The sequence below is a fragment of the Dactylosporangium maewongense genome (assembly GCF_039531485.1).
Taxonomy (GTDB): domain Bacteria; phylum Actinomycetota; class Actinomycetes; order Mycobacteriales; family Micromonosporaceae; genus Dactylosporangium; species Dactylosporangium maewongense.
Genome location: NZ_BAAAQD010000067.1, coordinates 1 through 18,968, shown reverse-complemented (window position 1 = coordinate 18,968; position 18,968 = coordinate 1). Strand labels below are relative to the sequence as shown.

At 66.7% G+C, this 18,968-nt stretch carries 16 protein-coding genes and 1 pseudogene; 15 read left to right on the top strand and 2 right to left on the bottom strand.

The genetic code is table 11. The annotated features are described in order from the left end of the window. Positions 1–110 precede the first annotated feature (110 nt). The 5 genes and pseudogenes from ABD332_RS59255 to ABD332_RS59235 all read left to right on the top strand — a co-directional run bounded on the left by ABD332_RS59255 (position 111) and on the right by ABD332_RS59235 (position 5,738). Positions 111–806 (top strand): CoA transferase, encoded by a 696-nt coding sequence (locus ABD332_RS59255; protein WP_344515875.1) that lies wholly within the window; start codon positions 111–113, stop codon positions 804–806. Next, positions 803–1,789, top strand: a complete 987-nt coding sequence (locus tag ABD332_RS59250) for a hotdog family protein (RefSeq protein ID WP_344515873.1) — start codon at positions 803–805, stop codon at positions 1,787–1,789. The genes ABD332_RS59255 and ABD332_RS59250 overlap by 4 nt, the downstream gene beginning before the upstream one ends. Before the next feature lie 262 nt (positions 1,790–2,051). Next, positions 2,052–3,008, top strand: coding sequence for an HpcH/HpaI aldolase/citrate lyase family protein (locus tag ABD332_RS59245; protein WP_344515871.1), 957 nt, complete (start codon positions 2,052–2,054; stop codon positions 3,006–3,008). A gap of 803 nt (positions 3,009–3,811) precedes the next feature. Continuing rightward, positions 3,812–4,249, top strand: a pseudogene (locus tag ABD332_RS59240) (transposase family protein); the annotation flags it as partial. 622 nt (positions 4,250–4,871) lie between these two features. After that, the gene (locus ABD332_RS59235) at positions 4,872–5,738 is read left to right on the top strand and encodes a 3-hydroxybutyryl-CoA dehydrogenase (RefSeq protein WP_344515869.1); all 867 of its coding nucleotides are present in this window, start codon (positions 4,872–4,874) and stop codon (positions 5,736–5,738) included. A 212-nt stretch (positions 5,739–5,950) separates the two neighbouring features. Here the strand turns inward: ABD332_RS59235 and ABD332_RS59230 are convergent, their stop codons facing one another. Next, positions 5,951–6,673, bottom strand: coding sequence for a TetR family transcriptional regulator (locus ABD332_RS59230; RefSeq protein WP_344515867.1), 723 nt, complete (start codon positions 6,671–6,673; stop codon positions 5,951–5,953). A 78-nt stretch (positions 6,674–6,751) separates the two neighbouring features. Between ABD332_RS59230 and ABD332_RS59225 the strand changes: the two genes are divergently transcribed. The 3 genes from ABD332_RS59225 to ABD332_RS59215 all read left to right on the top strand — a co-directional run bounded on the left by ABD332_RS59225 (position 6,752) and on the right by ABD332_RS59215 (position 9,166). Next, the gene (locus ABD332_RS59225; protein ID WP_344515865.1) at positions 6,752–7,891 is read left to right on the top strand and encodes an acyl-CoA dehydrogenase family protein; all 1,140 of its coding nucleotides are present in this window, start codon (positions 6,752–6,754) and stop codon (positions 7,889–7,891) included. Between the two features lie 29 nt (positions 7,892–7,920). Then, positions 7,921–8,556 carry a hypothetical protein gene (locus tag ABD332_RS59220; protein ID WP_344515863.1) on the top strand — a complete coding sequence of 212 codons (636 nt, stop codon included), beginning with the start codon at positions 7,921–7,923 and terminating at the stop codon, positions 8,554–8,556. Between the two features lie 217 nt (positions 8,557–8,773). Next, a complete protein-coding gene (locus tag ABD332_RS59215; protein WP_344515861.1) occupies positions 8,774–9,166 on the top strand; it encodes a DUF1330 domain-containing protein in 393 nt (130 codons plus the stop codon). A gap of 184 nt (positions 9,167–9,350) precedes the next feature. On the opposite strand, the gene ABD332_RS59210 is transcribed toward ABD332_RS59215, so the two are convergent. After that, complete coding sequence (locus ABD332_RS59210; RefSeq protein WP_344515859.1) at positions 9,351–10,652, bottom strand: PucR family transcriptional regulator; 1,302 nt, start codon at positions 10,650–10,652, stop codon at positions 9,351–9,353. A gap of 239 nt (positions 10,653–10,891) precedes the next feature. On the opposite strand from ABD332_RS59210, the gene ABD332_RS59205 reads away from it, so the two are divergent. The 7 genes from ABD332_RS59205 to ABD332_RS59175 all read left to right on the top strand — a co-directional run bounded on the left by ABD332_RS59205 (position 10,892) and on the right by ABD332_RS59175 (position 18,739). After that, entirely contained in the window at positions 10,892–12,454 is a 1,563-nt protein-coding gene (locus ABD332_RS59205) for a long-chain-fatty-acid--CoA ligase (RefSeq protein WP_344515857.1), read from the top strand. Between the two features lie 47 nt (positions 12,455–12,501). Then, on the top strand, positions 12,502–13,296 hold the full coding sequence (locus ABD332_RS59200; protein ID WP_344515855.1) for an ABC transporter ATP-binding protein: 795 nt from the start codon (positions 12,502–12,504) through the stop codon (positions 13,294–13,296). After that, a complete protein-coding gene (locus tag ABD332_RS59195; RefSeq protein ID WP_344515853.1) occupies positions 13,293–14,102 on the top strand; it encodes an ABC transporter ATP-binding protein in 810 nt (269 codons plus the stop codon). The genes ABD332_RS59200 and ABD332_RS59195 overlap by 4 nt, the downstream gene beginning before the upstream one ends. A gap of 1 nt (position 14,103) precedes the next feature. Continuing rightward, entirely contained in the window at positions 14,104–14,997 is an 894-nt protein-coding gene (locus ABD332_RS59190) for a branched-chain amino acid ABC transporter permease (protein WP_344515851.1), read from the top strand. Beyond that, complete coding sequence (locus tag ABD332_RS59185) at positions 14,990–16,153, top strand: branched-chain amino acid ABC transporter permease (protein ID WP_344515849.1); 1,164 nt, start codon at positions 14,990–14,992, stop codon at positions 16,151–16,153. The genes ABD332_RS59190 and ABD332_RS59185 overlap by 8 nt, the downstream gene beginning before the upstream one ends. Positions 16,154–16,314: 161 nt before the next feature. Continuing rightward, positions 16,315–17,430, top strand: coding sequence for an ABC transporter substrate-binding protein (locus ABD332_RS59180; protein WP_344515848.1), 1,116 nt, complete (start codon positions 16,315–16,317; stop codon positions 17,428–17,430). Between the two features lie 106 nt (positions 17,431–17,536). Next, on the top strand, positions 17,537–18,739 hold the full coding sequence (locus ABD332_RS59175) for a hypothetical protein (RefSeq protein WP_344515847.1): 1,203 nt from the start codon (positions 17,537–17,539) through the stop codon (positions 18,737–18,739). Positions 18,740–18,968: the final 229 nt, after the last annotated feature.

Sequence of the window (18,968 nt, the reverse complement as noted above, 5' to 3'; positions counted from 1 at the left end):
CGCGGGCACGGGCATCCTTGTCGATCACGGAGCGTAGAGAACTCACATGATCGTTGATGCCTGTGCCCGCTTGCTGCCCCGCTCTGATCTTCTGACCGACTTACGCCCTATTGCCGGTCGCTCTTAGAACCCGCGAGCAGACGCACCGGGGCACATCCGTCGAGGTCGCGCTCGAAGATGTAGCGCTCTCCGTCGCCGGCCACCTCGGTTTCCTCGCCGAGGCAGAGCTCGTCGGCATAGATCGGCCCAAGATCGGTAATCATCTATACGGTGGCTTCGCGCACGACTTCACCTCCGCGGACGGCCATCGGTTCATGGTGGTGATCCTCACGACTCGCCAGTGGATCGACCTGGTCAGAGCCTGCGGTCTTTCCAGGGTGATCGATGCGCTCCAGTCCGCGCTCACCGTCGATTTCGCCGACGAATCGATGCGCTACAAGTTCAGGGACATTCTGTCCGGGCTCGTGCAGCGGTGGTTCGACCGCAATTCCGCGGCTGACGTCGAACACGTACTCGGCGGCACGCGCGTTCTCTGGTCGAGATTTCGGACCTTCCGCGAAGTCGTGACTCAGGCTGATGAAGGCGATCCCTCGTCCATCCTCACGCGTCTAGATCAGCCGGGGATCGGACAACATATGGCGCCGGGCGCGCCGCTCGTCTTCGCCGGACAACGGCAAGGGCCCCTACCAGCACCGACGCCAGCCGGCGATACCGCCGAAATCCTGCGCGAGGTGTTGCAGCACGACGCCGAGAGCATCGGCCGCCTCACGGCTGCTGGCGTCGTCGGACGGAGTGAGCAGACATGACCGACATGCGAGGTGGCCCCTTCTTCGAGGACCTTCAAATCGGTCAGACCATGCCGTTACGGTCGATCACCGTGACCGACGGTTTGGCCGCCGCCCACCAGGCGATCATCGGGAATCACCTGGAACTGAGCCTCGATGCCAAGCTTGCCCGTGACGTCACCCACGGCCATCCGCTCGCCAATCCGGCTCTTGTCTGGGACCTCGCGATCGGGGCCTCCACCTCGGCGACCAGGGAGGTCATTGCCAACCTCTTCTACCGGCGCCTGTACTTCCACCGTTTCGCCGCGATCGGCGACCGGATCACCACAAGCACCACTGTGGTCGACAAGAAGACCAACAGCCACAAGCCCGAGAAACCTCCGACCGGACTCGTCCTGCTGCGCATCAAGACCGTCGATCAGGAGGGCCGGACGGTCCTCGACTTCGACAGGTGCGCGATGCTTCCAATCCGTCGGGACGAAGGTACCCGCCTCGGGTCACTGATCCATCAATCGCGGGTGCACGCCGAGGAACTGCCCGCCGTCCTGACGCAGTGGAATCTGGACATCGTGGCGGAAGGAAAAGCGGTTTGTACGCCTCGGGGCGGTAGGACCAGTGTGGTCTTCGAGGTCGGCGGTGATGTGGTGTCGAACGCGCCCGAGTTGGCCCGCCTCACGATGAATGTGGCACGGGTGCATCACGACCGGTTCGCGTCCGGCGGGCATCGCCTGGTCTACGGTGGACACACAATCGGGCTCACGTTCTCGCAGGCCTGCCGGGCGATGCCCGAGATCCTCCTACCGTTGGCCTGGCGTGATTGTCACCATATTGCCCCCGTCCGGGAGCAGGACACTGTGTGGAGCAGTCACCGGGTGATGCGCATCGAGCAGGGACCAGGCACGACGTCCGTCTATCAGATCCAATCTGAGGCCTTCGCGCGTCAATGGCCAAGTGAGGACCCAAGACACGTGCTGACCTGGACGTGGACCGCGTTGGCCCAATAGCGGCGCCAGCGAGGCAACCTGGAACAGGCTTCCGCACCTGCATGTTCGGACCCCGAGCCGTGTCTCCCAGCGCCGGCTCACCCCCTCCAATTCTCTCTTCAGCTCCGATCAACCTATCTTCGGAGTTCGACGCCATGACGACGACCACGACGATGCGGCCAGCGCAGTTGCAAGCGCGCCTCCGCGCGCAGTTCGCCCGCTTGATGGGCCGCCGGCCGCGGCGACGGCGTACGTCCCTAAACCTTCGCTAAGGAGTCCCGCCATGGCCGCCCTCGGACGTCCGCGCCGCTCGTGTCTCGCCGTGCCCGGATCGAGCGTGAAGATGCTCGACAAGGCGCAGGGGTTGCCCGCTGACCAGGTGTTTCTCGACCTGGAGGACGCCGTCGCGCCGCTGGCCAAGGCCGAGGCGCGCAAGAACATCGTGGCGGCCCTCAACGAGGGGGACTGGGCCGGCAAGGCCCGGGTCGTTCGGGTCAACGACCTGACGACGCCGTGGACGTACCGTGACGTCATCGAGGTCGTCGAGGGCGCCGGCGAGAACCTCGACTGCATCATGCTGCCGAAGGTGCAGAACGCCGGGCAGGTGCAGTGGCTCGACCTGACGCTGACCCAGATCGAGAAGACGATCGGGCTGGCGGTCGGCAAGATCGGCATCGAGGCGCAGATCGAGAACGCGGCCGGGCTGGTCACCGTCGACGCGATCGCTGCGGCCAGCCCGCGCATCGAGACCATCATCTTCGGCCCGGCCGACTTCATGGCCTCGATCAACATGAAGTCGCTGGTCGTCGGGGCGCTCATCCCCGGATACCCGGGCGACCCGTACCACTACATCCTCATGCGGATCCTGATGGCCGCCCGCATGCACGACCTGCAGGCGATCGACGGGCCGTTCCTGCAGATCCGCGACGTGGACGCGTTCCGGGAGGTCGCCGGGCGCAGCGCCGCGCTCGGCTTTGACGGCAAGTGGGTGCTGCACCCGGGGCAGATCGACGCGGCGAACGAGGTCTACTCGCCCGCGCAGGAGGACTACGACCATGCCGAGCTAATCCTCGACGCCTACGACTACTACACCTCCGAGCAGGGCGGCCGCCTCGGCGCGGTCATGCTCGGCGACGAGATGATCGACGAGGCGTCGCGGAAGATGGCGCTGGTCATCTCCGCGAAGGGCCGGGCCGCGGGCATGGCGCGAACCACTGAATTCGCCGCTCCTGTGGCCTGACCTTATGTAGTTCGAACTGTCCTGGGGCGGCACGGAGCCGCCGACCCTACCCGACGGCACACAGCGAACTTTCCTCCTCGACGGCGAAGTTCAGGGGTAGAAGCCCAAGGACCTCTGCTCAATCCGGGGGTTACCGGCGAGGGGAAGGCCGGACGGGTGAACGCAAGTGAATCCTCGTTGATGTCTCGTTAGGTTGAGCCCCGTCGGATGGGTTGTGGTGCCGGGGCGTAGGACTGGCCGCTGGGAAGCGGCAGGCGGCGATCGGTGATTCTATGCCGGTCGTGAGAGCACCGCCGTCCCGGGATGCAGAGGGCACCCATCCCGGTCGTTGCTTGTGCGTGTGGAACGTGGCAATCCCGTCGGGTCCGTCGCACCGGTTGGTGTGGTGGTAGGCCGACTGTGAGGAAGGCGCAACTCCTCGGCGGGGACAGTCTCGGCGGGCAAACCCTGACGTTTCGTGTACGCGTTCGGAGGTGACCGGTGTCCGAGTCAATGACTGCGTCCTCTACCTCAACTCGGCCTATGGACAAGGGCTGTCTACAGATCGACCGTCCTGAAGCAGGCGGGACGGTCGTTGGCCCTCACGTGTCGTTGACGGGGATGTCGACGTGCAGTGCAGTCCCCCCGCCGGGTGGGCTTGCGATTTCCATGTGGCCTCCGAGGGTTTCGATGCGGTCCTGCAGGCCGATCAGTCCGGAGCCTTTGCCGGGGTTGGCTCCTCCGATACCGTTGTCGCGGATTGAGAGCCGGAGGTTCGCGTGATCCGCTTCGATGCTGACGTAAACCACAGTTGCTTTGGCGCACTGTACGTGAAGATCGATGACTGGCTCGGGCGGCCGCGCAGGACCGGGCGGCCACCGCGGTTGTCCGACGCGGAGCTGCTGACCTTGGCGGTGGCGCAGGTGCTCCTCGGGGTCAGGTCCGAGGCCCGCTGGCTGCGGTTCGTGCCGGGACATCTGCCCGGAGCGTTTCCGTACCTGCCAGGACAGTCCGGGTACAACAAGCGGTTGCGGGCGGCGGTGCCGTTGCTGAAACGGGCGATCCGGGTGGTCGCGGCGGACACCGACCTGTGGGACAACACGACCTGGGTGGTGGACTCCACGCCGGTGGAATGCGGCCGGTCCAGGCCGACGGTCAAACGCTCGGACCTGGCCGGGTGGGCCGGCTACGGCTACTGCGCGTCGCACTCGCGGTTCTTCTGGGGACTGCGGCTGCATCTGGCAACAGAAACGCCGACAGGTGACACGCCGGGCCCAGACGTCACGCCATCGGCATCACATGGCGTTGGCTGAGCTCGGTGGGCGCGGCAGTCGACCCGATGCCCGCCGGGGTTTCCTGGTTGGGGCGGCTGTCCAAGTTGGACAGCCGTTCGTACTGGGTTGGCCGAGAAGGCCGGGAGCGCCCCGACGAAATGTGATGTGTTCGATCGCATGGCGATGCCAGGCGTGGCTGCTCGACCCTGCACGGGCGGTGCCGTCACGCCGGCTCTTCGAGGTGGTGGAAGTCACGGCGCCCGCCACTACTTCGAGTGGTACGTGATGAGGCGATCGAGGCTGATCACAGCTAGCTGACGTGCAGGCCCAGGTTGCGAACGATGCGCGGACTGCGGGAGAACGCAGCCCAGTCTGGGCGGTTCTCGCCGGGCACGGTCGATGCAGCATCTCGGGTGCGCCGCTCGGGGTCGGCACGGCGCTTCGCCCGTCCTGCGTGTCGCGGCCGCGTTCATTGAAATCGCCCGGGAGATCTGAAGTGAGGCCAGTACTCGGGGTTCGACATGTCTGTGAATCTGCCAACGTAACTGCAACTTGTAGCGATCGACGGTACTGGGTACCGTTCTGGCGGTACGGAGTATACCTGCTCGGAATGGTCGGAGAGGGCGGCGTCATGGAGAGAGTCGGAGTGGTCGGGTGCGGCCTGATGGGGGCAGGGATCGCGGAGGTGTGTGCCCGCGCAGGCATGGATGTCGTGGTCGTCGAGTCCAGCGAGGTGGCAGCGGCGGCCGGCCGCATGCGGTTGGCGAAATCGTTGGAGCGGGCGGAGGCAAAAGGCAGGATCGAGTCGGCATCGGAGGTTCTCGGCCGACTCCGCTTGGCCACCGAACTCGACGCTCTCGCAGACCGTGAGATCGTCGTTGAGGCGATCGTCGAGGACGAGGCGGCCAAGACCGATCTGTTCCGCAAGCTCGACGAGATCGTGGTCTCGCCTACCGCGATCTTCGCGTCGAATACGTCGTCCATCCCGATCATGAAACTCGGCGTGGCCACCTCGCGACCTCAGAACGTCATCGGTGTGCACTTCTTCAACCCTGTGCCTGTGCTGCGTCTGGTCGAACTGGTTCCCAGCCTTCTCACCTCGACCGACACCACCGAACGGGCTCGCGCTCTCGTCGAGGGAGTCTTGGGCAAGAAGGCGATCGACTGCCAGGATCGCGCCGGGTTCGTGGTCAATGCCTTGTTGATCCCGTTCGTGCTTTCGGCGATCCGGATGCTGGAGTCTGGCTTCGCGACGGCCGAGGACATCGACCAGGGATTGGTGTTGGGTGCAGCGCATCCCCAAGGCCCCCTTGCACTCGCGGACCTGATTGGGCTGGATACGACCAAGGCGGTCGCCGAGTCGCTCTATGAGGAGTTCAAGGAGCCGCTCTACGCCGCTCCGCCGCTACTCGCCCGGATGGTCGACGCGGGCTTGCTGGGCCGCAAGAGCGGCCGCGGCTTCTACACCTACGCCTGACCCCCCGCACGTTGATAGGACATGCTGCGATAGTCGGCGGGCGGGCAGGACGACGGCAGAGGCCCAGGGCGCCCGAAGTCACAGGTCATCGCCACTTCCGACCCCGATCTTCGGTGCCGAGAACCTCGCCCTGGGCTACAAATCCGGGACTGTAGATTGCTCCTCTGTGTCAGAGCCGTTCGTTCGTTTGATAGTCCCTGTCTCTGTTGTGCTCAGCCCGCTGCGGCGGTCTCCACCTCCTGCACGACCCGCCACATCGGGGTGCCGCGGCGCATGATCACGACCACGACCTGATCGTCGGTGGTCGGCTCGCTGCTGGGTCTGCCGGCCAGCCATGGGCCGAGAGATGCATCGACTGCGGCGAGTGCCCGGTCCAGTTCCGCATGCACGTCATCCTTTCCGCCGTCGCGCAGCCATTGCCGCAGGACGTGGTTGTGTGCGGCGACCACAGCTGCCGCCGCGACCTCGTCGGGCAGCCTGGTGTGCGGCTGGCCGCCCGAGCGGCGGTTCAGGTAACTGGTGAAGACGCGCTGGTATTGGCTAGTAGCGATGAGCTCGCGGTCGCGCAGCGCCGTCACATGCCGGGTCAGTTCGTAGCGCTGGACCGAGGCATCGGGATCATCGGTGTACATGGCTAGGACCAGGTGCGTGGCCACAGCGACCGCCGCCAGTGGCGGCTGGGTCGGGTCGGCGTCGGCCAGTGACTGTTCAACCCGCTTCAGGCAGTCGTCGTGGTCCGGGAAGACGACGTCTTCTTTGGTTCGGAAATGCCGGAAGAAGGTACGTCGGGCGACCCCTGCCGCCTCGGCGATCTCATCGACGGTGGTCTCGTCATACCCCTTCCTGAGGAATAGCTCAACCGCGGCTGCGGTGAGATCGTGCCGAACGCGCGACTGGCCGGGCATGGGTCTGCCTTTCTCCCAGTAGTGAACCATGCCACGCACACTTTCGTCGTGACACTCAGTGCCCTACATTGTGACACTGAGGGTCAGGCCTGCTGGAGGGGTTGACAGATGTACCGGCTTCCCAAAGAACACGAGGCCATCCGCGACGCCGTACGCGCGCTCTGCGATGGCAAGGTCGCGCCGAACGCGGCAGCAGCTGACGAGTCGGGCGAATTTCCGCAGGCTTCCTACGAAGCGCTGCGGGCTGGGGACTTCCACGCGCCGCACATCCCAGCGCAGTACGCCGGCGCCGGCGCCGATGCCCTCGCCACCGCGATCGTGGTCGAGGAGGTGGCCCGTGCCTGCGCGTCGTCTTCGCTGATCCCGGCGGTCAACAAGCTGGGCACGATGCCGCTGCTGCTGGGTGGCTCTGAGGAGCTCAAGCGCACGTTCCTCCCGCCCGTCGCGCGCGGGGAGGCGTTGTTCTCCTACTGCCTGTCCGAGCCTGAGGCCGGCAGCGATGCCGCCGCGATGCAGACCCGGGCGGTGCGTGACGGCGACCACTACATCCTCGACGGGGTGAAGCGCTGGATCACCAACGCCGGGGTCTCGCAGTTCTACACGGTCTTCGCGGTCACCGAGCTAGGCGCCGGGGCGCGCGGCATCTCCGCGTTCGTGGTGGACAAAGACGACGCCGGGGTCGGCTTCGGCGCGCAGGAACGCAAGCTGGGGATCAAAGGCTCACCGACTCGCGAGGTCTATCTCGACGGTGTGAGGATCCCGGCGTCCCGGATGATCGGCGAACCCGGAGAGGGCTTCCGGCTGGCGATGCGAACGCTTGACCACACCAGGATCACGATCGCGGCGCAGGCCGTGGGAATTGCCCAGGGCGCGCTCGATGCCGCCGTCGAGTACATGCGGGAGCGTCGGCAGTTCGGCACGGCTGTGGCAAACTTCCAGGGCCTGCAGTTCATGGTCGCGGACATGGGCATGAAGCTGGAGGCGGCCCGGCAGTTGACTTACGTAGCGGCTGGCAAGTCCGAACGCAGCGATCCTGACCTGGGCTACTTCGGCGCCGCGGCAAAATGCTTCGCTTCCGACGCCGCGATGGCGATCACCACCGACGCGGTGCAGCTGCTCGGTGGCTACGGCTACACCAAGGACTTCCCAGTCGAGCGAATGATGCGCGACGCCAAGATCACGCAAATCTACGAGGGCACGAACCAGGTCCAACGCATCGTCATGGCCCGACACCTCCTGCACGCCTGAGCCAGCCGTCGCGCCAGAGGGGTGCCGCCATGCCCGCCAACCACACGCTCGCCGCTGCCCAACCCTCTGTCACACCACCATGCACGCCGCCAGGGCCCGACTGGACCACTATCAGCCGGCTTATGGCCGGGTGTGAGACGGCCGGGCGCCCTCTGCTCGCCGACGATCCGTCACTTGGGTGGACCGTCAATAATGTCCGCCCGGCAGCCATCCTCTTGCTGGAACCGGCCGAGCCGCTGATGGCCGTCGACCCGCAGACCCGCCGCACCTTCGACCTGCAGGTAGAGCTGCTCGTGCGAGGCGGCTTCGGACGGTTTCCACTGGACGCATCGTCGCCCGTGACGCTCCCCGGCTGGAGCGTGCGCCTCGGGCCGTCAGGACTGGAACTGATGGACGCTAGCGGCGACGTCTGGGCCGCTCCCAACGTCACCCCAGGACCCCGGTGGATGTCCACAGTAGACGATCACGGTCAGGTCTCGGTACTGTACGGCGCCTGGCTCGGCGTACGCGCACCACGCTACGTGAGCGCCTACCAGTACGGCCCCGCACAACGGGCAGCCGAACTGCGAGCCGCGCGGATACGCAACCTCGTCGCCGCCGCGACCGTCTGCTGGACCAGCCAGCCAACTCGGCAGTACCAGGGTGGACCGCCACCTCGCTACTAGAGGTTGCGATCGACTGTGCTGCCTAGACCTTCCCGGACCGTCGCCGGGGCCCAACGCTGTACGAGATCATCAAGTTCCCGGGTTCGGACGTCGGTGAACCGCCCCTATGCCCTGCGGGCCCGGGGGTGCTCACCGCTACGGGCATCGCCTCGGCGGAGGCACGCAATGCCTTCCATCAAACCCGGAGCACCTCACCAACAAATCGGAAGGATCCGCAATGGCCGTGAATCCGCTTGGCGCCGACTTGAAACGTCTGATGGCTGAGGAAGACGGCCAACCCGTCGTCATGCTCAATCTGCTCCGGTTCGCATCGGGCGCAGCGGAGCGCTATGCCGAGTACCTGCGTCACTTCCGTCCGTTCGCCGAAGAGGTCGGCGGACAGATCATCTACTACGGCCTGGGCCAGTCCGCTCTGGTTGCCGAGACCGGACAACAGTGGGATGCGGTCCTGCTGGTCATGTATCCGAACCGGACGGCCTTTGCCACGATGGTTCGCAATCCGGACTACCAATGCGGCACACATCTTCGTACCGAGTCACTCGTGGAGGCGGTGCTCCAGCCCACCCTCGAGGCTATGAGCGCTGTCTGGCCCGACCGCACGCACACATGACGGCCGCCGAGCAGATCGGCAGTGTAGGTAACGCGTGTAGCGGCAAGGGGTCGGTGGCCGTGTGCGGTCTCGACGTGGCTGTCCTGAAACGGCGTGTATCCGCTGATGGACACTTGCCCCCTTGGACCTGCGGACGCGCACGCGAGCGGCGCAACTGACACTTCACCGATCGAGCCGCTGGCCGTCAAGCCGGAGTCGACGCGGAAGGCATGGTATCCGGCAACGACGATGGGGGGTAGGTGGGTTGGTCGGATGGCGTGCCGAGTGTTGTCAGCAGCGGCAGGGCCTGCAGTGCCAATGCCCAACCCATGCGGTCGCGGCCGGAGTCGGTGGACCGGTTGGTGAGGCTTTCGATCCGGCTCAGCCGGTTGAGCACGGTGTTGCGATGGCAGAACAGGATGGTGGCGGCTCGACCGGCTGATCCACCGCAGTCGAGCCAGGTTTGCAGGGTGTGGAGCAGCTGACGGCTTTCGCCTTCGGGTGCCTGCAGGATGGGTGCCAGGTACCTGTCGACGAGGCGGCTGGCGATCGCTGGGGCGTCGCACAGAAGTGCTTCCGGCAACCGTTCGTCCAGCCAGGCGACGTCGGGCCGGCCGGTGGGGATCGTGCGGAGGGCATGCTCGGCGAGGCTGCGGCCCTCGCCGAGGGCGGCGAGTGAACTGAGTTCTGGGGAGAGGCCGATCGTCCTGCCGGGCAAGGTCCGCAGCGCGGAGATGATCTCGTCGACCGGTCGGCCGCACATGCGGATGAGGCCGATGTGCGCGTGTGGCCGGGCCCGCCAGTAGGACCAGACCCCGATGGCGCGTAGCGCGAATGAGGGGGTTGGCAGTGCCGGAACGTTCGCCGGGTCGTGAACGGCGACCGCGACGAGGTAGCGGTCGGTGATCGGTATCCCGATCGCGGTGGCTGCGGCCTGCAGCACCGTGGAGTTGTCGCCGTGTCCGTCGAGCAACGCCTCGAAGAGGGCCTCGCGCCGGGTCGCGTCGCGCTTGTGCAGTTCCATTTCGGTGAGCCGGTACTCGACGGCGACGGCGGACGACTGCCGATCGATGACTTCCCAGATCGCGGTGGCGCAGTCGAGCAGGGTGTCGTGATTGACGTCGGGTGTGTTGCGGGCATGTTCGACCATCGCGTGCCAGACCACTCGGCCGCCTCGCCGGAATGCCTGGAGGACGGCTTCCAGCGGCATGCCCTGCTCGGCCCGGCGTCGTCCGGTGTCGCGCGGCGCGTCGAGTGGATCGGTGCCCGTTGGCACGGATCCGGCAAGGAGCTGCAGAATCCGCCTGACGTTGGCGTGCGAGGTAGCCCACAGGTCGGCCCGGGTGACCCGAGCCTCGGTGGCGTACAGCAGGCCGTGCTGTTGTATGTCGACCACCAGCTCGTCGGTCAGCCTGTCCAGGTCGTTGAGCAGCGCGCCGGCCAGCGGCCGGAGCAGTCGGGCTGCCGACGCAGGGACGGGGCTCGCTGGATGGCGGCGGTTCACCACATCGCGATCCTATGGGATCGGCCCGGGAATGGGGACGTCACGCCGTGGCAACTGCCCAGAAACATGGGGGTAATTGTTGGGCATCTGCACATGGCGTTGTTTCGACGCCACCCGCACGCTCTTTCGTAACGCAGCTGGGTCGGCACATGACGTCGGCACCGCCAAACGCTCAACCCGAACCTTGCCCTCGTGGATGCGGCGATCGCACCCACCTGTCAACAAACTCCGGGGAGAAGTCTATGAGTCTCAACCTCGCTGACGTGTTGGCCGAGTCCGCACAACGATTTCCAGACCGGACGGCGGTGATCGGCGGTGCAGTCCGGTTGACCTACCGGCAGCTGTGGGATGACGCGCGACGGTGGGCGGGGTTGCTGCGCGGGCTCGGGGTGCGACCCGGGGACCGGGTGGGTGTGCTGTTGCCCAACGTGCCGGACTTTCCACGCGCCTACTATGCCGTCGCTGCGGCCGGTGCGGTGGTCGTACCGCTACACGCGCTTGCCACGCCCGAGGAGACCGCCTACGTCCTCTCGCACAGCCGCGCGTCCCACCTCGTCAGTGGTGGCGTCCTGTGGCAGAACGCGGTCACGGCGGCGCACCTGGCCGGAGTGCCGCTGGTCGACATCGAGACGCAGTTGTCCGCCGAAGGTCAGGCCGTCGGCTGCCTTGCGGCCGCCGCCGTTGGTGATTCGCTCGACTGGCCGGTGCCGCGGGAGCCGGACGACCTGGCCGCGGTGCTGTACACAAGCGGTACGACCGGCCGCCCCAAGGGGGCGATGCTGACGCACCTCAACCTCCTGCTCAACACGAGTGTCTCGCGTGACCTGTTCGGTCTGCGGTCGGATGACGTCGTCCTGGGCTGCCTGCCGCTGTTTCACACCTTCGGACAGACCTGCGCGATGAACGCGGCCTTCCGCGCCGGGGCGACCCTGGCCCTGATGGCGCGCTTCTCCGGTCAAGCCGCGCTGGACCTGCTCATCAGCGAGGAGGTCACGGTCTTCATGGGTGTTCCGACGATGTACGTGACGCTCCTGGAGACCGCCCGCAACGACGAACGACGTCCAGGGCACCTGCGTCTGGCCGTCTCCGGCGGGGCGTCGCTTCCGGTCGCGGTGCTGGAGCGCTTTGAGGAAGCCTTCGCCACGAAGATCTACGAAGGCTACGGCCTGACCGAAACCTCGCCGGTGGCCGCGTTCAACCAGCCCGACTTCGGCTGCCGGCCGGGCACGGTCGGGCATCCGGTCTGGGGCGTCCGGGTCGCCGTCGCAGCGCCCGAGTCCGACCAAATCGAACTGCTGCCCGACGGTACTGCAGGAGAGATCGTCATCCGCGGCCACAACGTTTTCGCCGGATACCTCGACGACCCCGACGCGACTGCCGTGACGGTCGTCGACGGCTGGCTGCGTACTGGCGACATCGGGGTACGCGACGCCGACGGCTTCATCAGCATCGTCGACCGGAAGAAAGACCTGGTGATCCGGGGCGGGTTCAACGTCTACCCGCGGGAGGTCGAAGAGGTGTTGAGCCGCCACCCCGCCGTCGTCCAGGTGGCCGTGATCGGCTTGCCAGATCCGACGTACGGCGAAGAGGTCTGCGCAGTCATCGTCGCTGATCAACAAGCCGGCGTGGTGCAACCCGAAGAGATCGTCACCTGGGCCAAGGAGCGGCTGGGACGGCACAAGTATCCGCGGCTGGTGGAGTTCGTCGAGCAGATGCCAATAGGACCGTCCGGCAAGGTGCTGAAACGCGAACTGCGAGACCGGTACGCCGACGCACCGGGTGCGTTGACGCCGCCAACCGGCTGAGCTACTCGGCGCAACCGCATCGTCCATCCTGCTCAGAAGGGCTCAGCATGCTCACAGTACGCAATATCCGTGTCGCCTACGGCGGCACCGTCCTTGGATTACGGGACGTGTCGTTGGATGTCCCAGCCGGCGCGATCGTCGCCGTGCTCGGCAGCAACGGCGCGGGCAAGACCACCTTGTTGCGGGCGATCTCCGGGGTGCTCGGCGAGCACCGCGGTCGAGTCGAACACGGCGAGATCACGTTTGACGGTGAGTCGTTGCTGTCCCGCTCACCCGCCGAAATCGTCGCTGCGGGAGTCGTGCAGGCGCCTGAGGGCCGGCGGATCTTCTCCGGGCTGACTGTCACGGAGAACCTGCGCATCGGCGCCTTCGGCAAACGCGACCGGTCCGCCACCGCACACGCCCGCCGCCTGGTGTACGAGCTGTTCCCGATCCTGCACGACCGCGGCGACCAGCGCGCGGCGCTGCTGTCCGGAGGGCAACAGCAGATGCTGGCGATCGGCCGGGCGTTGATGGCCTCACCGCGACTGCTGCTGCTCGACGAGCCGTCGCTGGGCCTCGCCCCTGCATTGATCGCGCAGATCGGACACATCATCGCCGACATCAACGAGCGCGGTACCACCGTGATGCTCGTCGAGCAGAACGCCGCGATGGCACTCGGCGTCGCCTCTCAGGCCCTCGTATTGACCACCGGTGAGGTTTCCCTGTCCGGCCCGGCGGCGGCGTTGGCCGCCAACGAAGATGTCCGCGACCTGTACCTGGGCGGAGACATCCAAGCAGCGGTCGGCCTTGAACTGGCCGAGAGTGGACCCCGGCCGCGGTTGACCAGGTGGACGCGATGAGCACCCATGCCGCCACCACAGTCACGAGCATCCTGTCGGTCGATACGATCACCGTCCGGTTCGCCGGCCTCACCGCGCTGGACAACGTGTCATTCGAGGTCGCGGACGCGTCGGTGCACGCCGTCATCGGACCCAACGGCGCTGGCAAGTCGACCCTCTTCAACGTCATCTCCGGTGTGTACTCGCCGGACGCCGGCACGGTGCGGTTCAACGGCACCGACCTCACGAGCCGAGCGCCACACGCCATTGCCCGGCTGGGCATCGCGCGTACCTTCCAGAACATCGCGCTGCTCAACACCGAAAGCGTGGAAGACAACCTGCTGCTCGGCCGGCACCTGCTGACCAGGACCGGGTTTGTGGCCGCGGGTCTGCGGCTGCCTCGGTCCCGCAACGAGGAACGCCGCCACCGTGCCCGGGTCCGCGAGATTGCTGCCTTCGTCGGCCTGGCCGAGCGGCTCGACATTCCGGTGGGCACGCTGCCTTACGGCGACCAGAAACGGGTGGAGATCGCCCGAGCGCTGTGTCTGGAACCGGCCCTGCTGCTGCTGGACGAACCGGCCGCGGGCATGAACGCCCACGAGACAGCGGGCCTCGCGCACCTCGTCCGCGACATCCGCGATGAGCTGGAAATCCCGATCCTGCTCATCGAACACGACATGGGGCTGGTGATGGGCATCGCCGACCGGGTCAGCGTCCTTGACTTCGGCCGGCTGATCGCCGACGGCACCCCGAACCAGATCCAACGCGACCCCGAGGTGCAGCGTGCCTACCTCGGCGTCGACGGCGCCGAACCCGGAGTCCATTGACATGACCCAGTTCCTGCAACTCCTACTCGCCGGTTTGTCCCAGGGCGCCATCTATGCCCTTCTAGCGCTCGGCTTCGTCATCGTCTTCAAGGCCGGGGGAGTGGTCAACTTCGCCCACCCTGCCCTGGTCCTGATCGGCGCGTACCTCACCGTGCGGCTCGGTGCGGACGGGCTGCCCTATCCGCTCGCGGTACTGACCGCGATCGCCGGTGTGCTCGTGGCCGCGGCGGTGATCCAGCGGTTCCTGGTGTACCGGATGGCCGGCCGTTCCGTGACCGCGATCGCCATCATGACCATCGGCGTTGATGTCATCATCGAGACGGACATCGTCCGCCGGATCGGCAGCGACATCCTGCCGCCGCACGATCCCTGGCAGGACAAGGTCCTCCACCTATCTGAGTTGACCATCCCGCAGGCTCGTCTCGCGGCCCTCGCCACATCAGCGGTGCTGATCACGGCCTTCTTCCTCTGGTTCAGGTTCTCCGACTGGGGTGTGGCGATGCGCGCCGCCGCGGAGGACGCCGAGACCGCGGCACTCATGGGGGTACGCCGTTCGCGGGTCGAACTGTTCGCGTGGCTGCTGGCCGGCGCGCTTGCCGCCGTCGCGGGCGCGTTCATCACCGTCTTCCCATCCCCCGGACTGCAACCGGCCAGCGCAACGATTGCCCTGCGCGCGTTTCCCGCGGCCGTCATCGGCGGCCTCGACTCCACCAGCGGCGCCGTCGCAGGCGGCCTGATCGTCGGTGTCGCGGAGGTGCTCACCCAGGGTTACGCCAGCCACCTGACCGTGCTGGGCGCGGGCTTCCACACGGTGATGCCCTACGCCGTCATGATTGCCGTCCTACTCGCCCGGCCCGCCGGCTTGTTCGGAACCAGGGAGATCCATCGTGTCTGAACGCCCCGCCGCCGTGGCCGACGCGAAACCGCACCCGACGCCAACCACCCCGTCGACCCGCCGGTCACGCCTGCGCATTACCTTGCGATTGTCGGCCGTCGCAGCCGGGCTCGCCGCGCCGCTGTACGCCGACGTGTTCTGGCTGCAACTCGCCTTGTTCGCCTTTGCCGCCGTCGTGGCCACCCTCGGCCTGACGATGCTGCTCGGGCAGGCGGGCCAGCTCTCGCTCGGGCACGCGTTCTTCGCGGCCGTCGGCGCGTACGGGTACACCGTCCTGGCGGGCCAACCGAAGTCGACCGGTTCGATACAGCAGATCGGCCTGGGACTGCCTCCGGTGATCGCCGCGGCGCTGGCCGCCTGCCTGGCCGGTCTCGCCGGTGTGCTGTTCAGCCCCATCGCCGCCAGATTACGCGGCATCTACCTGGGCATCGCATCACTGGCCCTGGTGTTCCTCGGCGAGCATCTGCTGTTCAACACGCCAGCCTTGAGCGGCGGAGTCAACGGCCGTGACGTGCCCATCTTCACGCTGGCCGGAATCCAGTTCGACGACAACCCTGACGCAACCCTCTACATCGCCGGCGTGCCGTTCGGCCGGGAAGCACGGCTGTGGTACCTGGGCCTGGCCGTCGTCGTCGCCGCATACCTCTTTTACCGCAACCTGATCCGGGCACGCCCCGGCCGCGCGCTGCGCGCACTGCGGGACCGCGAGCTCATGGCCGGGGTCATGGGTGTTCCGGTCACGGTCTACAAGGCGCGCGTGTTCGCCGTCTCATCCGCCTACGCCGGAGTCGGCGGGGTGCTGCTCGCGCTCGCCTACGGACGGGTCGTGCCGGACACGTTCAGCGTCAAGCTGTCCGTGGCGTACCTCGCGATGGCCGTCATCGGCGGGCTGGGCTCGGCGTCGGGAGCCGTGGCAGGCGCGACGTTCGTCGCAACCCTCCCGGCAATCTTCGAACGCTACACCGACGTGATCCCGGGTCTGGCCGCCGCGGGGTCTGGCGGCCTCACGCCCAGCGTTGCCGCCACCCTCCTCTACGGCGCTGCGATCGTCGCCCTGCTGCTCATCGAACCCGGCGGCGTCGCAGCCTGCGCTGCGCGTGTACAGCGCAGGCTGGCTGCCCGCCGCCAGGTAACTGTCAACCACCCCAACCACTGAACGGAGATCAGCCGATGCGACGAGCATCGATCAACCTGAACTGGCGGCAGCACGCCGCCCTCGCCCTCGCAGTGGCGCTGTTGGCCGGCTGCAGTACCAGACCGGCCGGCACCAGCAACACATCCGGCGGGCTCGCCACCGGCCCGGGCGTCACCGACCAGGTGATCCGGCTCGGCGTGCTCTCCGACCGTACCGGAGCCTTCGCCGGACCGGGCAAGTCCATCGAACAGGGCCGGATGCTGTACTGGGAGCAGAAGAACAAGGAGGGCGGTGTGTGTCACCGCCGGGTGGAGTTCACGGTCAAGGACCATGGATACGACACCCAGAACGCCGTCACCGCCTACAGCCAGGTCAAGAACGATGTACTCGCCCTCGACGAGTTGCTCGGCTCACCGATGATCGCGGCGCTGCTGCCCAGCCTTAGCCGTGACCAGATGCTCGCGTTCGCCGCCTCGTGGTCCTCCAACCTGCTGAGCAACCCGTACGTCCTCATCACCGGCGCCACCTACGACATCGAAATGATCAACGGAGTGTCGTGGCTGGCCGACAACCGCGGCCTCGCTCGCGGCGACAAGATCGGCCACATCTTCCTCGAGGGCGACTTCGGCGAGAACGCCCTGGCCGGAAGCCGCGCCGCCGCGAAGAACCTCGGCCTGAGCCTGCTTGAGCACAAGGTCAAACCAACCGACGCCGATCTCACCGGCCAGATCACCGCATTGCGCTCGGCTGGTGCGAAATTCGTCCTACTCAGCATCACGCCGGCGCAGACCGCATCGGCGGTGTCCGTGGCCGAGGCCACCGGATACGACGCGACGTTCCTGGGCTCCACGCCAACCTTCAGTCCGGCGCTGCTGTCCGGCCCGGCCCGACCGGCGCTGGAGAAGCGCTTGCTCGTCGCGACCTCCATCGCGCCGTTCTCCGCCACCGAACCGGGCCCCACCAGGGTCCGCGCCGCGTTCGCGACCACCTACGCCGGGCAGCAGCAGTCCTCATATGTGATGTACGGCTACGCGCAGGGCGAGATCATGGCCAGGATCTTGGAAACCGCGTGCGCCAACGGCGACCTCACTCGTGCCGGCGTGCTCAAAGCGTTCCAGAGCCTGAGCGATGTGCGCACCGACGGCCTCGTCGCGCCGTTGAACTACAGCAAAGCAGGCCAGATTCCGGCCCGGGAGACCTACCTGGTGCGGCCCGATGCCGCCGCCGCGGGCGGTACCACCTCGGTCGCGCCGCTCTTCGCCGCTCCGCTGGCCACCAACTACCACCCAGGCGGCTGAGCCTACGAGGCCCGCGGCACGGCGCGAGCGCGCACACCGCGGGCCCCGGACAGCTTGCGTCGCCATTCCCGACCCCGGAAACACGGCGTGCCGTAACGGAGCAGCGATGACGTCGACCCGCGTGATCTACCAAGGCCAGCGCTACCACGCGGTTGCCATCGCCCACGGCGCCGCCTTCGAACTTCTCACCGATACCGCGTTGCCCGGCTCCATCGCCAACCCGCGCCACGGCTCGCCCTGGGCCTATCGCAAGTTCGTCCATGTCACCCACCTCGACAGCATCGAGGGAATCGACGCCACCGCCCCGCTGGCCGAGGCGCTCACCATCCCACTCATTCGAGCGCTGGACTGGACCAGGCTGCATCAGGCCAGCCAGACCACGGCCAGCAACACCGATCCTCTACTTCGCCACATTCGCGCGAGCATCCAAATCCGTACCGGCACTCGAATGATGCGGGTGCTCAGCGCGAATCAGGTCGCCGCCTGCCTGCATGGGCAGTGGCTCCCACACGGGTTCTGCTATCGCGAGTACGACGTGGCGCACCTGCGCGCCGCCAACGACCTGAGCATCATCGGCAGCAGAAACGAAACGCCGGACAGTCCCGTGTACGTGCTGCGCTGGCCAGCCGAGTATGCAGAAGACTTCCACGTGCCCACGGCCGACACCTACCCGGGCCTGCTGGAGATAGCACCCGCCGACCGGGTCGGGCCGCCCGTACTGGGCACCGGCTTTACCCCGTCCGGGCAACACTTGATCCCCGAGTACGTCACCGCCGACCTCGCCGACCTGCACCTGCCCGCATACGCCGAAATCATCGCATACACGACCAACGGCACCGAGGTGCCGCTGTACTCCTACACACCCAAGCCGGCGGGCTGGGCACTGGTGGCCGGCGGCAAGTTCCGCCACCTGCTCGAACCCTTACCTGGCATCGACCTGTACCAGCAACACCACCCGACCCCCACCACGGTCGCGTGGCCACCCGCACACCTCGGCGATGGCGCACCCGAACCGACGGCGGGCACACCCGGAACCGCATACCGTCGGACCTTTGGCACCTTCAGAGACGCTCGCTGCCACCTACTGCAAACCGACCGGCAATGGCAGAGAATCCGGCTCCTGCGACCGGACCCGTCGGCGATCTTCCGACTGGGGATGAACTGCCTGGAACGCGGAATCTACGAGACATGGGCGCAAATCGACGAGATGACCGAGATATCGAGCAGTCAAACGCATCACGAACCGGGTAGCCGGACAAGGTCGTCGCCGAGGCACTTGCTGGGGCTGTCGGAGAGCGTTGGCTCGTAGTACGCCTGCAACGGCAGCCCTACCACATCACCGACGAGCTTGTCCGACTACCGCGCCTGTTTGGGAGCCGCGAGGCGGAGTCCAAATGTTCGCGTACCTATTTCTGATTGTCGCTACGGCTGGAGGTGGACGCATGCGTCGGGTACTGGTTACGAACGTCACTCAGTACGCTGGGCCTGGCACTGTCCCGGTGTTGCTTCGAGCTGGGTTTCGGGTTGTTTGCCATGAT

Coding starts and splice junctions, on each gene's coding strand:
- ABD332_RS59250 (WP_344515873.1), top strand. CDS start 803: ATGACCGACATGCGAGGTGGCCCCTTCTTCGAGGACCTTCAAATCGGT.
- ABD332_RS59245 (WP_344515871.1), top strand. CDS start 2,052: ATGGCCGCCCTCGGACGTCCGCGCCGCTCGTGTCTCGCCGTGCCCGGA.
- ABD332_RS59235 (WP_344515869.1), top strand. CDS start 4,872: ATGGTCGGAGAGGGCGGCGTCATGGAGAGAGTCGGAGTGGTCGGGTGC.
- ABD332_RS59230 (WP_344515867.1), bottom strand. CDS start 6,673: ATGGTTCACTACTGGGAGAAAGGCAGACCCATGCCCGGCCAGTCGCGC.
- ABD332_RS59225 (WP_344515865.1), top strand. CDS start 6,752: ATGTACCGGCTTCCCAAAGAACACGAGGCCATCCGCGACGCCGTACGC.
- ABD332_RS59220 (WP_344515863.1), top strand. CDS start 7,921: ATGCCCGCCAACCACACGCTCGCCGCTGCCCAACCCTCTGTCACACCA.
- ABD332_RS59215 (WP_344515861.1), top strand. CDS start 8,774: ATGGCCGTGAATCCGCTTGGCGCCGACTTGAAACGTCTGATGGCTGAG.
- ABD332_RS59205 (WP_344515857.1), top strand. CDS start 10,892: ATGAGTCTCAACCTCGCTGACGTGTTGGCCGAGTCCGCACAACGATTT.
- ABD332_RS59200 (WP_344515855.1), top strand. CDS start 12,502: ATGCTCACAGTACGCAATATCCGTGTCGCCTACGGCGGCACCGTCCTT.
- ABD332_RS59195 (WP_344515853.1), top strand. CDS start 13,293: ATGAGCACCCATGCCGCCACCACAGTCACGAGCATCCTGTCGGTCGAT.
- ABD332_RS59190 (WP_344515851.1), top strand. CDS start 14,104: ATGACCCAGTTCCTGCAACTCCTACTCGCCGGTTTGTCCCAGGGCGCC.
- ABD332_RS59175 (WP_344515847.1), top strand. CDS start 17,537: ATGACGTCGACCCGCGTGATCTACCAAGGCCAGCGCTACCACGCGGTT.